The 14,759-nt window shown below is 64.5% G+C and carries 14 protein-coding genes and 1 pseudogene; 6 read left to right on the plus strand and 9 right to left on the minus strand.

Going from position 1 to position 14,759, the window contains the following annotated elements:
- Positions 1-158 precede the first annotated feature (158 nt).
- The 3 genes from rplA (at position 159) to rplL (ending at position 2,188) form a co-directional block, all read left to right on the plus strand.
- Positions 159-878 (plus strand): 50S ribosomal protein L1, encoded by a 720-nt coding sequence (gene rplA / locus ACFMO5_RS02930; RefSeq protein WP_376791273.1) that lies wholly within the window; start codon positions 159-161, stop codon positions 876-878.
- Between the two features lie 319 nt (positions 879-1,197).
- The gene (rplJ, locus tag ACFMO5_RS02935; protein WP_376791274.1) at positions 1,198-1,773 is read left to right on the plus strand and encodes a 50S ribosomal protein L10; all 576 of its coding nucleotides are present in this window, start codon (positions 1,198-1,200) and stop codon (positions 1,771-1,773) included.
- A gap of 22 nt (positions 1,774-1,795) precedes the next feature.
- Positions 1,796-2,188, plus strand: a complete 393-nt coding sequence (gene rplL / locus ACFMO5_RS02940) for a 50S ribosomal protein L7/L12 (protein WP_376791275.1) — start codon at positions 1,796-1,798, stop codon at positions 2,186-2,188.
- A 37-nt stretch (positions 2,189-2,225) separates the two neighbouring features.
- Here the strand turns inward: rplL and ACFMO5_RS02945 are convergent, their stop codons facing one another.
- The 9 genes from ACFMO5_RS02945 to ACFMO5_RS02985 all read right to left on the minus strand — a co-directional run bounded on the left by ACFMO5_RS02945 (position 2,226) and on the right by ACFMO5_RS02985 (position 11,571).
- Entirely contained in the window at positions 2,226-3,437 is a 1,212-nt protein-coding gene (locus ACFMO5_RS02945) for a cellulase family glycosylhydrolase (RefSeq protein ID WP_376791276.1), read from the minus strand.
- Between the two features lie 233 nt (positions 3,438-3,670).
- Complete coding sequence (locus tag ACFMO5_RS02950; RefSeq protein ID WP_376791277.1) at positions 3,671-4,546, minus strand: glycosidase; 876 nt, start codon at positions 4,544-4,546, stop codon at positions 3,671-3,673.
- A complete protein-coding gene (locus ACFMO5_RS02955; RefSeq protein WP_376791278.1) occupies positions 4,521-4,766 on the minus strand; it encodes a hypothetical protein in 246 nt (81 codons plus the stop codon). Before ACFMO5_RS02955 ends, ACFMO5_RS02950 begins: the two co-directional genes overlap by 26 nt.
- Positions 4,724-5,758 carry an ABC transporter ATP-binding protein gene (locus ACFMO5_RS02960; RefSeq protein WP_376791279.1) on the minus strand — a complete coding sequence of 345 codons (1,035 nt, stop codon included), beginning with the start codon at positions 5,756-5,758 and terminating at the stop codon, positions 4,724-4,726. Before ACFMO5_RS02960 ends, ACFMO5_RS02955 begins: the two co-directional genes overlap by 43 nt.
- Entirely contained in the window at positions 5,755-6,759 is a 1,005-nt protein-coding gene (locus ACFMO5_RS02965) for an ABC transporter ATP-binding protein (protein ID WP_376791280.1), read from the minus strand. The genes ACFMO5_RS02960 and ACFMO5_RS02965 overlap by 4 nt, the downstream gene beginning before the upstream one ends.
- A gap of 8 nt (positions 6,760-6,767) precedes the next feature.
- Positions 6,768-7,628: an ABC transporter permease gene (locus tag ACFMO5_RS02970; RefSeq protein WP_376791281.1), complete on the minus strand. Its 861-nt coding sequence runs from the start codon at positions 7,626-7,628 to the stop codon at positions 6,768-6,770.
- 1 nt (position 7,629) lies between these two features.
- Entirely contained in the window at positions 7,630-8,616 is a 987-nt protein-coding gene (locus ACFMO5_RS02975) for an ABC transporter permease (RefSeq protein ID WP_376791282.1), read from the minus strand.
- Positions 8,617-8,753: 137 nt separating this feature from the next.
- Positions 8,754-10,565: an ABC transporter substrate-binding protein gene (locus tag ACFMO5_RS02980; RefSeq protein ID WP_376791283.1), complete on the minus strand. Its 1,812-nt coding sequence runs from the start codon at positions 10,563-10,565 to the stop codon at positions 8,754-8,756.
- 16 nt (positions 10,566-10,581) lie between these two features.
- Positions 10,582-11,571, minus strand: coding sequence for a LacI family DNA-binding transcriptional regulator (locus tag ACFMO5_RS02985; protein WP_376791284.1), 990 nt, complete (start codon positions 11,569-11,571; stop codon positions 10,582-10,584).
- A 422-nt stretch (positions 11,572-11,993) separates the two neighbouring features.
- Here ACFMO5_RS02985 and ACFMO5_RS02990 point away from each other — a divergent pair, with 422 nt between their 5' ends.
- From ACFMO5_RS02990 to plsX, 3 genes and pseudogenes are all read left to right on the plus strand, one after another.
- On the plus strand, positions 11,994-12,431 hold the full coding sequence (locus ACFMO5_RS02990; protein ID WP_376791285.1) for a cobalamin B12-binding domain-containing protein: 438 nt from the start codon (positions 11,994-11,996) through the stop codon (positions 12,429-12,431).
- A 28-nt stretch (positions 12,432-12,459) separates the two neighbouring features.
- The gene (gene meaB / locus ACFMO5_RS02995; protein ID WP_376791286.1) at positions 12,460-13,455 is read left to right on the plus strand and encodes a methylmalonyl Co-A mutase-associated GTPase MeaB; all 996 of its coding nucleotides are present in this window, start codon (positions 12,460-12,462) and stop codon (positions 13,453-13,455) included.
- Between the two features lie 118 nt (positions 13,456-13,573).
- A pseudogene (gene plsX, locus ACFMO5_RS03000) lies at positions 13,574-14,596 on the plus strand (phosphate acyltransferase PlsX); the annotation flags it as partial.
- Positions 14,597-14,759: the final 163 nt, after the last annotated feature.

Here is a 14,759-nt window from a genome sequence, read left to right on the forward strand (position 1 = left end):
GGCGCGCGGCTCGGCCCCCAAGGCCCCCACGAGAAAACCGGCGGTGAAAACGTCCATATCCGTATTGCGTTGCATGAGAACGGCTGAAGAGTTACGCTTTGCTTGCAAGTTGTGGGAGGGCCTGAACAGCCCGTAGGTACCACAGGAGGGTCGAAGCGATGAGCGAGCGAGGAAAGAAGTATTTGGAAGCATTAAAGAAAGTCGAGCGGGAGCGCCTGTATTCCCCACGCGAGGCGCTGGCGCTGGTCAAGGAGACCAGTTACACCCGCTTCGATGGCACGGTCGAGGTCCATATGCGTCTGGGAGTGGATCCCCGCCACGCGGATCAGCAGGTCCGTGGGGTGGTCGTTCTCCCGCATGGCCTGGGCAAACGGGTTCGTGTTTTGGTGTTCGCGGCGGGCGAGGCGGCTCGGATCGCTCAAGAGGCAGGAGCTGATTACATCATCAGCGATGATGAGGGGATCAAACGGATCCAGGAGGGCTGGACCGACTTCGACGTGGCCATCGCGACGCCGGATATGATGCCTAAGGTGGGACGGCTGGGGCGGATCCTGGGCCCCCGCGGGTTGATGCCCAACCCTCGGGCGGGCACCGTGGTCAATCCGGAGGATCTGCCCCGCGCGATCCGTGAGGCGAAGGCGGGTCGGGTGGAGTTCCGGGTGGATAAGACGGCCAATCTCCACGTGCCGATCGGGAAGGTCAGTTTCTCGGTGGATCAATTGTTGGAGAATTTCGCGGCCCTGATGGACGCGGTGAAGAAAGCCCGCCCGTCGGGGCTGAAGGGCCCCTATATCCGGAAGGTCGTGGTCAGCGTGACCATGGGGCCCGGGATCAAGGTCGATCCGGCCGCTGCGCAATCCCTGGAGGTTGCTGCCTGATTTTAGGTTCGGGGCCGCCGAAGGTGACCCTGGCCCCAAGCGGACAAAACCCGAAGACGTGGAAAGCGAATCTCGAAACGTTCACCCTGCCGTTGAAGCCAGGTGCGTTCCCGCTTAATGGGGATGATCCCCGCCTGTCGAGGCAGGGCGCGAAAGGACCCTTGCTGGCTTCCCAAAGCTTGCGAGCAGGATCCCGGTGCGCCTCTGCCTGGACGGGTGGAGGCGCATCGGTTTTTTATGGCGTGAGATTGCGGGACCCAAGCTCTGAGCGAGGGGTAAGCAGCCCCGGAAACACCGTCGTGTTTCCGGTTGGAGGGCTGTGGAACCTCCCAACCCGAGCGAGAGGAGGTGGAGCTTGCCGTTCACACGAGCTGAAAAGGACCAAATGATTGCGCGGTACCAGGAGCTGCTCTCCCGCAGCCAGGCCCTGATCTTGACCGATTACCGGGGCCTCGACGCCCAAGGGATGTATCAGCTCCGCCGGAAGATCCAGAAGTCCGGCGGGGTGCTCCAAGTGACGAAGAACACGCTGCTCCGCATCGCCCTCCAACGGGCCGGATGGGTTGTGCCGGAGGATCTGCTGCAGGGGCCAACCGCGACGGCCTTCTGTTTGGAAGATCCGTCGGCGGTCGCCAAGGCCTTGTTGGAGTTCGCTGAGGAGAGCAAGATCCTCAAGATCAAGGGCGGGCTGCTGGATGGGCGCCGGCTGCGCCCGGAAGACGTGAAGGCGCTCTCCGAATTGCCGCCGCGACCGGTGGTGTTGGGCCAGGTCCTGGGAGCGATCCAGGCCCCGGCCGCCCAGCTGGCCGGCGTGCTGACGGCCGTTCTGCAACAGGTGGTCGGTGTCCTGCAGGCGCGAGCCGACCAATTGAAAGAAACTTCCCAAACCGCTTAAACCTTCCGGAGGTGATTTCCCCATGGCGGATCTTCAGAAGCTGGTTGAAGAGTTGAGCAACCTGACCTTGTTGGAAGCTGTGGAGTTGGTGAAGCTGCTGGAAGAGCGTTGGGGCGTGAAGGCGGCCGCCCCGGTCGCGGTGGCCGCGGCGGTTCCCGCCGCAGCCCCCGGCGCCCCTGCGGCGGCCCCGGCCGTGGAGGAGAAGACGGAGTTCGACGTCATCCTCAAGGAGGTCGGGCCCAAGAAGATCGAGGTGATCAAGGTGGTCCGCCAGCTGACGAACCTGGGCCTCAAGGAAGCCAAGGATCTGGTGGAGGCGGCCCCCAAGCCAGTCCTGGAGGGGGTCAGCAAAGAGGTCGCTCAGGACGCCAAGGCCAAGCTGGAGGCCGTGGGCGCGGTCGTGGAGATCAAGTGAGGTGGAGCCGATGGGGGTGGCAACCCTGCCACCCCCATCATCCTCCTTGCAGGAACAGGCTGTAAAGCTGGCGGAGGGCTTCCCCGGGGCGGGCCTCGTAATCCTCCGGGATGGGAAGGGGGGACGGAGGGAGGATGGGGCGCTTCCGGGCGGCGAAGCGGGCGACCGTCTCCACGGCCGGTTTTCGACTTCCATCCGGCCGCAGGAGCCCGAAGTGGCGCTCGTGCACCAGGAGGTCGCACGGGGGGCGATCCCACAGCTCCGGATGGTAATCGCTGAAGCACCAGAGGAACGCCCCCAGGGCCCCTGCCTGATGCAGGGCCTCCAGCGCCCGCTCGTAGAAGGCCGCCGCCTCGTCCTCGGCGATCATGGCCACCTCGAAGGACCGATCCTCCAGCTGGACCCGAACCGGACGGGTGGGCTGACCTGGCGGGGCGGTGGGGAGGCCGAACTCCTCAAAGAGGACCGGTTTCCTCCCCAGGCTGGCCGTCAGCCGCGTCAGGAAGGGCAGGATCTGTTCATCCAGCGGATGCCGCGCCCATCGCGCGTAAACCGAATAGCCGTGCATGCAGAGGAAATCCAACATGGGCGCCAGGGCGCGGACCCGAAACCCTAGGTCCTCCTCCAGAACCGGGCTGTGGAAGCCGACGGTGATCGGATGGTGCGGGTCGAGCTCGCGCAGGGCCCGGGTGAGGGCCGATAACCAGCGGGCCGCGGCCTCCGGGGTGCGGGGGCGCAACACCAAATCCGGTTCATTCCCCAGATCCCAGGCGAGCAGGGCCGGGTGATCCCGCAACGCCCGGGCCGTCGCCTCCAACATCCGAATCTGGGCCTCGAGGGCGAAGGGATCCTCGTAGAGATCCCGGATACGTCCTTTCACGATGCGCCCGCCGGCGACCAGGCGGAAGCGCGGGTCGCTTTCCCGCTCCCCATCGAGGAGCCACGGCGGCAGCCAATTGACCCCACTCATATGCCCGGTGAACAGGGTCACGATCACTCGCAATCCGTGCTCCTGGGCGAGATCCATGACCCGACGGAGGCGCTCCAGCATCCGGGGGTCCACCGCCTGAGGTTCGGGCATGAAATCCTCCCACAAGAGGAAGATGCGGACCCCATCCAGATTCCACGAGGCGATCTCGGCCATATCGGATCGGACCTCTTCCGGGTCGAAGTCTTTCCACCAGAACATCGCTTTGGTGCGCGGCCAGTAATTCACGCCCACTAAGAAATGGGAACCCCAGACCGCCATCGATGCTTCCCCCTTGATAAGGATCTGCTTGGAGCTTGTCTCAAGGCCCCGTCCCTGGAGAGCTTTTAGGTGGGAACTGAGCGAGCCCGACCGCCTCTTTTTCGTTTCCCTAAGGCCCAAAAGGCTGCGAGGGGAGTGGAAGATGTTTTGTTGGGGCAGGGAAGCCGCCGAAGGCGGCCTCCCTGCCCCGGAGGGGCGAAATTTCGGGGCCGGTCCTCCTGTTCCCTTCCCCTTCAACGCCCCCGACAGAAGCGCTCCACCTCCTCCTTGGGGACGGTGGCCACGCCGATCACGGTATCAGCACCGCCGTAGTAAACATAATAAGTTCCGTCGATCTCCACCGCTCCGCAGGTGAAGACCACATTCGGGACCTGTCCCTCTCGCTCCCAAGGGGCCTCCGGGGAGAGGATGGGGGCCTCCTGCCGCCGGATCACCCGGGTGGGGTCCTCCAGGTCCAAGAGGGCGACCCCCAGCCGGTAAACCTTATGGTGGTCCACGCCGTGGTAGAAAAGCAGCCACCCCCATTCGGTCTTGATCGGCGGCGCGCCGGCCCCGATCTTCCAGGATTCCCATGTGCCCGGTCGGGGCCGCATGATGACCTGGTGATCGGTCCAGCGGATCAGATCTTCCGAATAGGCCAGCCAGATGTCCGGCGGTCTCCGGTGAAGCATGGCGTACCGTCCGTTGATCCGCTCCGGGAAGAGGGCTGCGTCTTTGTTGTCCTCGTCCGGGAGCAGGATGCCGTGATGCGTCCAAGTGATGAAGTTCATGGTGGATACCATGGAGACCCGGACGTTGGAGCCGGAGTAGGCAGTGTAGACGACGTAAAATCTCCCCTCCAGGAAGGTAATGCGGGGATCCTCCACCCCCCTGGATTCCCACGGGGAGGTCGGGCTGAGGACGGGCCGGTCCAGCCGGTAAAAGGTCAGCCCATCGGGGCTGACGGCGTAGCCCAATCGGGAGCTCATGTCCTCGCCCATGGCCCGGTAGAGCATGTGGACGAGGCCGTTGTGGTATACGACGCCGGCGTTGAAGACATAGCGCGATTCCCATGGATGGTGCGGCAAGGGTTTCAAGATGGGTTCAGGATGGCGGGCGAGACGAAGCATCGTCGTCCTCCTCGTGAGCAGGTTGAGAGGGAATGTGGCGGGCGACCTCCCGCCGGATGGACCAGACCAAAAGGGCCAGGAATCCCCCGCTGATCAGCAGGGCCAGGACATCCGCCACAAAGGCAGGGGATCCGGGCGGCAGGAAGGGAAGGGTGATGAGAGCCAGCAGGAACAGGGTCAAGCCCATGGTGAAGGCGAGACGGCCGAGGGTGGGCGCCATGGGGGGATCTCCCGGGCGAAGTGACAGGCCACCTGGTGATCGGCTGGGCCTTCCAAGGCCGGCGGGGTTTCCCGGCATATAGGTTGCGCATAAGGGCAGCGCGGGTGGAAGCGACATCCGGGGGGCGGGCGGCGCGGATCGGGCGGCTCGATCTCCCGGAGCGCGACGGGGCGGATGGCTCGCGCGGCCCGGGGATCGGGCACGGGAACCGCCGAAAGAAGGGCTTGCAGGTAGGGATGGCGGGGATCGCCCAGCACTTCCCGGAAGGCGCCATATTCCACAATTTTCCCCAGATACATCACGGCCACTTGCCCTTCCTCCGCCAGGTATCGGGCGGTGGCCAGGTCATGGGTGATGTAGAGGATCGCGATCCCGAGGCGGCGGTTCAGCTCGCGCAGCAATTGAAGGATGGAGAGCCGCAGGGAGACATCCACCATCGAGACCGGCTCGTCGGCCACGATCAGGCGAGGTTGCACGGTGAGCGCCCGGGCGAGGAGCACGCGCTGGCGCTGCCCCCCGCTCAGTTGGTGAGGGTATTTGTCCAGGAACAGCTCCGGGGGTGTCAACCCCACCTGCTCCAAGAGCCTGGCCGCCTGTTCCCGGGCCTCCCGATCGTTCCGGGCGATCCGGTGGTGAAGCAAAGGGGCCTTCAGGGATTGATAAACCGTGCGAACCGGATTCAAGGCGGCGAAGGCGTCTTGATGCACCAGCTGGACCGCCCGCCGGTATTCGAGGAAGGCGCGGCGGTCCATGGCCCGAAGCTCCTGCCCTCGGAAGAGAACGCGCCCCCGGGTCGGTCGATACAGGCCCGCCACCAGCTTGCCCAAGGTGGTCTTCCCGCTCCCCGTCTCCCCCACCAGGGCCAGGATCCCTCCTTCGGGGATCGTCAGCGACACCCCTGCCACCGCCTCGACCCGCTCCCGAGAGGGCCATCCCCGGCGGAAGATCACGGAAACCCCCTCCACGGTGATCAGGTCATGTTTCGGTTTCATGGGTGTGGCTCCTGGATCGAGGCTTCCACGAGAACGCGCTGCCAGTGGTGGCAGGCCACCCGACGGCCGCCCACTTCCTCGAGGGCCGGTTCCAGCTGACGGCAGACCTCATCGGCGTACGGGCAGCGGGGATGGAAGCGGCAGCCCGGGGGCGGGCGCCGCAGATCAGGGGGCACGCCTGGGATCGGGCGTTTCCCGGTTAGATCTCCCCGCAGCGTCGGCACCGCTTGAAGGAGGCCCCGGGCGTAGGGGTGGTATGGCGTCTCGAAAAGGGCCTCCGTAGGCGCCTCCTCCACGATCCGGCCCGCGTACATGATCAGAACCCGGCGAGCCGTCTTCGCCACCACGGCCAGATCGTGGGTGAGCAGGAGCATGGTCAACCCCAGTTTCTCCTGGATCTCGCCCAGGATCTCCAGGATGTGGGCCTGGGTGATCACGTCCAGCGCCGTGGTGGGCTCATCCAGGATCAACAGGTGAGGGGTCATCAACAGGCTCATCGCGATCAGCACCCGCTGGCGCATCCCCCCGCTGAGCTCATGGGGGTAAGCCCGGAGCACCCGGGAGGGTTCCAGGCGGACCATGCGCAGGCACTGGGCGGCCCGTTCGAGGATCTCGCTGCGGGGCATGGGGTGATGCGCCCGAGCCGTCTCGATCATCTGCTCCGCGATGCGCATCACCGGGTTGAGGGCGTTCTGGGCGCCCTGGAAGATGATCGCGATATCCCGCCAGCGGCGCGCCCGCATCTGAGCAGGGCTGAGCTGGAGGAGATCCACCGGTTCCCTGCCGCCATCCTCCCACCACAGCAGACGGCCGCTGGAGATGAAGCCGGGCGGCGGGACCAGGCGGATCAAGGCGAGGGCGGTGGTGCTCTTGCCGCTCCCGCTCTCCCCGACCAGGGCGACGAACTCCCCACGCCCCAGGTCAAACGACACGTTGTCCACGGCCACCAGGCGTCCATGTCGCCCGAGGTCGAAGGTGACCTGTAAATCGCGAACCTGCAATAGCGGCTTCATGCTGGCGCTTGGAGACGAGGGTTCAGGATTTCATCCAACCCGTGGGCGAAGAAGATGGCCCCCAGTTGGAAGAGGACGATCATCGCCATCGGCGCGATCACATAGTGCAGGGCGTTGGGGATGTAAATCGCGCCGGTCTGGAACACCGCCAGGTTGAGCATTGTGCCCCAGTTGGTGGGGGAGAAGGGAGCGAGCCCCAGGAAGATCAGCCCGACGCTGGCCGTGATGGCATCTCGCATGATCCGGATGAAGTGGATGACCACGAAGGGGGTCAGGTTAGGGAACAGCTCCCGCAGCACGATATGAGCCGTTCCCAGGCCCAGGACACGGGCGGCTTCGATGAACTCCCGCTCTTTGAGCGAGAGGATCTGGGAGCGGACAGCGCGGGCCAGCGGCCCCCACATCCACAGACTGATCAGCGCCGCAAACCCCACCGGATCCCGCACCTGGAACACGGAGCCGATCAACAGGTAAACCGGCACGGCGGGCACGGTGAGCTGGATGTTTGTCAGCAGCATCAGGAACGCGTCCGCTGCGCCGCCGGAGTAGCCGGCGAGGGCGCCGACGCCCACCGCCAGGGTCGTGGTGAAGAGGGCGGTGAGGATCGCGATGGCCAACACATCCCGGGAGCCATGGACGATCTGGGCCAGCACATCCCGGCCGGCGTAATCTGTGCCCAGCGGATGGGCGAGGGAAGGGGGCCGGAAACGCTCCGCGTACTTCATAGTGGTGTCCAGGGGGACGAGCGCTGGCCCGATGAGGGCCATCAGCAGGTAACCGGCTAGGATCAAGCTGCCGATGGCTGCTCGTCGATTCCCCCGCAGCGCGCTCAACAGGTCAGCGATGAACGTGCCCACCTCAATCCTCCATCCGGATGCGCGGATCCAGCAGCGGGTAAACCAAGTCGGTGATCAGGTTGGCCATCACAATGGCCACCGTGGTGAGGATCAGCAGCCCCCGCATCATGCCGTAGTCCCGATGATCGAGGGCGAACTTGAAGAACCAGCCGATCCCGGGGTAGTGGAAGACGGTTTCGATCAGGACGGAGCCTCCGAACATCCCTCCCAAGGCCAGGGCGAGGCCGGTGACCAGCGGCAGGATCGCGTTGCGGCCGAGGTAGTGGGTGAGGATGCGGCGCTCCCTTAGACCCCGGGCGCGGGCGAAGGCGATGAAATCCTCGCCCAGGACCGAGATGGCGCTCCCCTTCATCGCCAGGGCCCAGGCCCCGATGCTCTCCAGGGTGTAAGCCAGGATCGGCAACGCGGCGTGATGCAACACGCTGAGGATAAAGGGAAGATTGAATCCGGGGGTCAAGCTGCTGTCATAAGCCCCTTTGGACGGAAACCATTTCAAATTAAGGGCGAAGACAATAAGCAGAAGAAGGGCGGTCAGATAATCCGGCGTGGCGTCCGTGAGGGAGGCGTAGCTGGTGATCAGGGGATCCAGCCAGGTGCGCCGGCGGACCGCGATCATGAGCCCGAGCAGGACGCCGATCCCGAAACTCAGGAGGAGGGCGGTTGAGAGGACGAACACGGTCCAGGGCAGGGCCTGGACGAGGATCTGATTGACTGAGATCCGGTAGAAGTAGGAAAACCCCAGGTTCCCGCGCAGCAGCTCCCCAAGCCATTCCAAATAGCGGTCCAGAAGCGGGCGGGTCGGATCGTAACCGACCATGCTGCGCACCTGGGCGTAGGCCACCTCGATCGAGACCCCGCGGGCCTGGGCGATCTCCTGGGCCATCAGGTAAAAGATATCCCCGGGCGCCTTTTCCACCACCACGAAGGTGAGGGTGGCGACCAGCCAGATGGTGAAAAACGCCAGGAACACCCGCTGGAGCCATCGCATTCTGAACCGATCCTCTTCTCAAGAATCCGCCTGGGAGCGCGGGCTTTGACCATGGTAGCACTGCGCTGCGGGGTTGGGGAGCCTCGAGAGCCCGCTTCCCCAACCCCGCAGACCTCATGGCGGGCCAGATTCCGGCTCTATCGAGCGGGTTTCAAGATGCCCTGGATGAGAAGATGGGCATAGAACCGCTCGATCGCGCCTGGCGCCACCGTCCATAGCGGATCGTTCTCCGCCGGCCACCCGGTCACCCGCAGGCCGTCCACGTGGAAGATCATCAGCCGCTTCTCCAGCAGGCTGAGGACCGGCAGGTTCTCATTGGTGATCCAGGCCAGCTGGCGGACGATTGCCTTCTGGCGCTCCGGATCCGGCTCCTTCAGCAGGTTGTCCAGTGCCTGGGCGATGTCCACACCCTCCCCTTGAGGCCCCTTCGCGGCCTTCATGAGGTCCTTCGCCCCGGTGAACTCGGCGGCCTCCCCCAGGTAGAGGCGGTAATAGCCGGTGTGCGGGTGGGCGGTGCCCCACCACGCGCTGCCGAATTGGATCGCCATATCGAACTGGCCGCCTCGCAGGGTGGTGGGATAGACGCCGGGCTCAACCGCCCGGGCCCGGACCTGGAAGCCCTGGTTGTTCAGTTGGGTGGCGATGGCCTCCGCGGCCAACACCCAGTCGGTGGCGCCCGCCTGGGCCAGGATCTCAAACTCCGGGGTCCGACCGGCCGGATCCCGCCATTTGCCGTCCGGCCCCTTCCGCCAGCCCAGCTCCGTCAGCAGCGCTTCCCCCTTCGCCGGGTCGAAGTTATAGGCGGTGAGGGAGCCCAGGAAGTCCTTCCCCAGCCACTGCTCCTCGAAGGACTTGAGGACACCGTGGGAATACGGGGCGGAGGTCAACCCGGCGAAATAGGCCACCTCCCGGACCTTGTCGCGGTCGATGAAATAGGCGATGGCCTGGCGGAAGCGCACATCGTTGAAGGGCGCCTTGCGGAGGTTGAAGAGCAAGGCGAACTCCGAAAGATCCGTGACCAAGCGGAGGCGCGTCTGAGGCTGGCGCTGCAGGATCTGGTCGGCGACGTCCTTCGGGGCGGCGGCGTGGCTGGCGTCCAGCTCCCCGGCCAGATGGAATGCCCACATCACCTCGTTGGAGGTCCAGCGCAGGAAGCGGATGCGGTCGATGCCGATGGTCTGCGCCGCGTAGTGATGAGGGTTCTTCACCAAGATCATCTCCGAAGCGCTGACGCTCTCCACCTGGAAGGGGCCGATGGCGATCGGTTTCTCAGGCTTGAAATTAGTGACCTCTTGACGGACCTTGTTCAGCGCCTCCTCGGCCTCCGGGCCGGTCTGGCCCAGCCACTTGGCGGCTTCCTCAGCGAACTTCCCATAGGCGGTCACGTTGACTAGGATCGGGGCGCTGCTGATGAGGGCCTTCGGGTTCGCCAAGGGCTGCTTCCAGACGATGACCGCCGTCCGGTCGTCGGGGGTCTCCACCCGATCCACCTCGCCAGGCCAGTTCCACATCAGCTTCATGAGGATAAAGGAGGCCCACACATCCTTGCTGGTGAGGGGGGTTCCATCCGACCAGCCGGTCTGGCGCAGCCGGAAAGTGATGCGCTCGGGGGTTTCCTCAAAGGATTCCGCCAGGCTGGGGATCGCCTCGCCAGTGCCGGGGACGTAGATCAGCAGCGGCTGGAAGACGAACCACCACGCCCCGCCGACGCCGCCGGGAGCAAAGGGGTTGCCATGGTAGGCGGGCGGGACCTCCCACCCGGTTCCCAGCACGAACTCCTTCGGTCGGGGGACTGGGGTGGGGGTGACCACTTTCTCGACCACGATGGGGGTTGGGGAGGCCGCTGGGGCGGGAGGCGGAGTGGGCGTGGGAGCACAGGCTCCCAGCAGCAAGGCCAGCGCCGCCAGCGCGAGGGAGAGGCGCAGCGTCATACCGGATCCTCGGGACATGGCGAACCTCCTCTCATTAGGATGGGATTAGAGGACTCCCGCACGACTGCCGCACGACCAATTGCGTTTCGATCCGGATATGCAGGGCGGGCTGCTCGGGGTTCTTCGTGAGGTCCAGCAGCCGCGCGACGGCCAAAGCGGCCATCTTGGATCGGAAGACCCGCATTGTGGTCAATGGAGGATCGGTGTGCACAGCCAGGGGGTCGTCGTCGAAGCCAACCACCGCGATGTCCTTGGGGATCTGTAAGCCGCGCGCCCGGATCGCTCGCATCGCGCTGGCAGCCGTTGGATCATTCGCCGCGACCACGGCGGTGGGCCGGGTGCGCTCCAACAATCGATTCATTGCCGCAAACCCCCCTTCGAAACCCCGCTCGCCCTCCGCCACCAGCTCCGGATCGAACATGAGGTGGTGGGCCTCGAGGGCCTGGCGATAGCCCTCGAATCGCTCTCGGAAGCTCAGGTTGTCCATGGTCTCTGTGACGAAAGCGATCCGTCGATGCCCCAAGCGGATCAAATGAGCCGTCGCCTGAAACGCCCCTCCGATGTTGTCCGTGAAGACGCTATCCACCCCCGGGAGATGGTTATCGACCAGCACCAAGGGGATGCCTCGCTCCTTCAGGGATTGGATCAGGGTAGGGGAGAGATCACATCCCACTAGGAGTAGACCATCGACGCGGTTCTCCTTGATCAAAGGGGGCAAGGTCTCATCTTCGACCATAGCGAAATGGAGGTGATACCGGTGTCGACGCAGCTCCCGCTCAACGGCCGTCAGGATCTCGCCGTAGAAGGTATGGGGGGAGAGGGATTGGATGGCGTGGATCAGGAACCCGATGTTTTCCGTACGGCGCAAAACCAGGCTACGGGCGGCCATATCCGGGGCGTAGCCCAGCTCCTCAGCGATCCGGAGGATCCGCTCCCGGGTCGCTGGATCTACCCGTCCGCGTCCGCTCAGGGCCCGGGAAACGGTGGCGACTGAAACGCCCGCTCGTTGTGCAATCGATTTCAATGTCGCGTTTTTCATGCCGGTATTATTGAACTAAAATATCAAAATTATGATGGAATTTAGAAAATTATAGTCAATTTAATCCGAGAAATTTTCAATAATTTCGTGTTCAAAATGTTGAATAATTTGAGAAATCGTTTTCGCAGCTATTTTACTCAGAACCGAAGGAGTTGTCAAGAGGGAGGTGCAACGTGACTGTTCATGCGCTGGTGGACCCTAATGGGTGGAGATAGAGCCCTGATCCGCTGCTGGCAGGAGGGCCCTGCCTTTCCGGATCTTCCCTCCCCACGTTGCAAGGTTTAGGGGCGAGCTGGGTGCCCTGGTGCCCGGCTCGCCCCTAAATCCTCTGCGAGAGTGGGCGTTCCGGGCCGCCGCTCGTAAAATAAAAGCGAACGCTCGATCGATCCCATCCGGTGAGGTCCGTTATGGGTCGTAAGATCCGCGTGCTCATTGCGAAACCGGGGCTGGACGGCCATGATCGCGGCGCCAAGGTGATCGCCCGGGCCCTTCGGGATGCGGGGTTTGAGGTGATCTACACGGGCTTGCGGCAGACCCCTGAGATGATCGCCGAAGCGGCGCTGCAGGAGGATGTGGATGTGGTCGGCCTCTCGATCCTCTCCGGCGCTCATCTGACGTTGCTTCCCCGCGTGGTGGAGGAGCTCCGGAAGCGGGGCCTGGACGATGTGTTGGTGATCGCTGGAGGGATCATCCCGGAGGAGGATGTCCCTGCTTTGAAGGCGGCAGGTATCCGGGAGATTTTCAGGCCTGGAGCCAGCACGGAGAGCATCGTCCGATTCATCTGCGATCACTTCGGCATCCGGCCTGAGGATCTCCGAGCGGCTGGGGAGCCGGTGGCCTCCTGAACTGATCCATCGTGGAGGAATGCTCCTGATGCAAGATCCAATCGCTCTCTTCGAGCGCGCTCGGGCGGGTGATCGCCGGGCGCTTGCGCGGTTGCTCTCGCTGCTGGAGGATGACGGCGAGGTCGCGAGCCGATTAAGCGCCCACCTATTCCCATACACAGGAAATGCCTATGTCATCGGGATCACCGGCCCCCCGGGTTCCGGAAAGAGCACCTTGGTCAACGCCTTGGCGCGGGCATACCGGGAGCGTGGGGAGACGGTGGGCATTGTGGCGGTGGATCCCAGCAGCCCCTTCACGGGCGGCGCGTTGCTGGGCGATCGCATCCGGATGCAGGACGTGGCCGGGGACCCCGGGGTGTTCATCCGCAGCATGGCCACCCGGGGTCGTCTGGGCGGTCTGGCCCACGCCACCCGGGAGGTGGTCCGCGCGCTGGATGCCGTTGGATTCCAGCGGATTATGGTGGAGACGGTGGGAGCCGGGCAGGTCGAGGTGGACATTGCCCAAGCGGCGGATACGGTGATTGTGGTCCAGGCCCCCGGCCTGGGCGATGATATCCAGGCGATCAAGGCGGGGATCCTAGAGATCGCGGACATCCTGGTGGTGAATAAGGCGGATCGGGAGGGCGCTGCGGCCACCTTGCACATCTTGCGGTCGATGCTTTCCCTGGGTCAGCCCGCGGTGGTCCGCCACCATGGCCGGGCGATGACCATCCAGCATGTGGAGCCATCTCGGGCGGGGTGGTCGCCTCCGATCCTCCAGACGGTGGCGACCACCGGCAAAGGGATCCCGGAGCTGGTGGAAGCGATCGAGCGCCATCGGATCTACCTGGAGGAGAGCGGGGAAGGGGAGGCCCGGCGGCGGCGGCGGATCGCGGAGGAGCTGGCGGCCCTCGCCCGGGAGCGCCTGTGGGCCCGGGTCGTCCATCAAGTCGGGCGGGCTCGTTTGGATGGGCTGGTGGAGCAATTGATCCGTCGGGAGATCGATCTGCATACCGCCGTGGAGCGGTTGCTGAAAGAGTTATGAGCGAAGGGCTGTTCGGGATCGATAATGCTGATACTGCCAGAAGGGGGTAGGGGCAGCGAATCTGCCCCTACCCCCTTCTTCCTACACAGATTCCACAGGGAGCGCAGCATAGATGCCGGTGCGAGTCGCTTTGGATGTCATGGGAGGAGATTACGCCCCACGGGTGACGGTGGAGGGGGCCATCCGGGCGCTGCGGGAGATCCCCGACCTCCATCTGATCCTGGTCGGTCAAGAGGAGAGGATCCGAGCCGAGCTGGCCCGCCTTCGCCTGACGGGCCCCTCGTTCTCAATTGTTCATGCCGCCCAGGTCGTGGAAATGCATGAGCGCACGATTGCGGTGAAAGCCAAGAAAGATTCCTCTATCGTGGTTGCGATGCGTTTGGTGCGATCCGGCGAAGCGGACGCTGTAGTTTCCATGGGGAACACCGGGGCGGTGATGGCCGCGGCCCTCTTCCACCTCGGCCGGATCCCCGGCATCGATCGCCCGGCGCTGGCTTCGATTTATCCCACGATCCGCGGGCACTGTCTTCTCTTGGACATCGGCGCGAACACGGATCCGAAGCCGTGGCACCTGCTGCAGTTCGCCATGATGGGCGCGGTTTACGCGGAGCGAGTCCTGGGCTGGCCGAACCCGCGGGTGGGGCTCCTCTCCAACGGCGAGGAGCCCGGCAAAGGGTCCATCCTGGTTCAGGAGGCTTATCGCCTGCTTCAAGCGAGCGGCCTGAATTTCATCGGGAACGTGGAGGGGAAGGACCTGGCGCGAGGGGTGGCGGAGGTCGTGGTAACTGATGGCTTCACAGGGAACGTGGTGGTCAAGCATTTGGAGGGCTCCGTGTCTTTCATACTCCGTTTCTCGAAGGCACAGCTCACCGATGGATGGGCGGATCGGCTGGGGCTGGCGCTGGCGTTGCCGGGCCTGCTCCTGGCGGCGCCTGGGTTGCTGTGCCTACTTCCTAGCCTTCGGCGGATCTTGCAGCGCTTGGATTATCGAGAGTATGGGGGAGCGCCTTTGTTGGGGGTGGATGGCGTGGTCGTGATCGGGCACGGGCGCTCGGACGCGAAAGCTGTGAAGAACGCGATCCGCGCCGCGGTTCGGGCGGTGAAGGGCCGGATGCTGGAGTCGATCCGGGCGGGCCTGGATTCCCCGCGGCGTGCGCAACCCCCATGGACTCCAGGCCCGCCCGGATCGACTCCAGCATCCGGCCCTTCACCGCCCGAACCGCGGCGCGGATCGCGTTCTTCACAGCTTTCGCGTCCGAGCGCCCGTGCCCGATCACGACCACGCCATCCACCCCCAACAAAGG

The organism is Thermoflexus sp. (genome assembly GCF_042408365.1).
Classification (GTDB): Bacteria; Chloroflexota; Anaerolineae; order Thermoflexales; family Thermoflexaceae; genus Thermoflexus.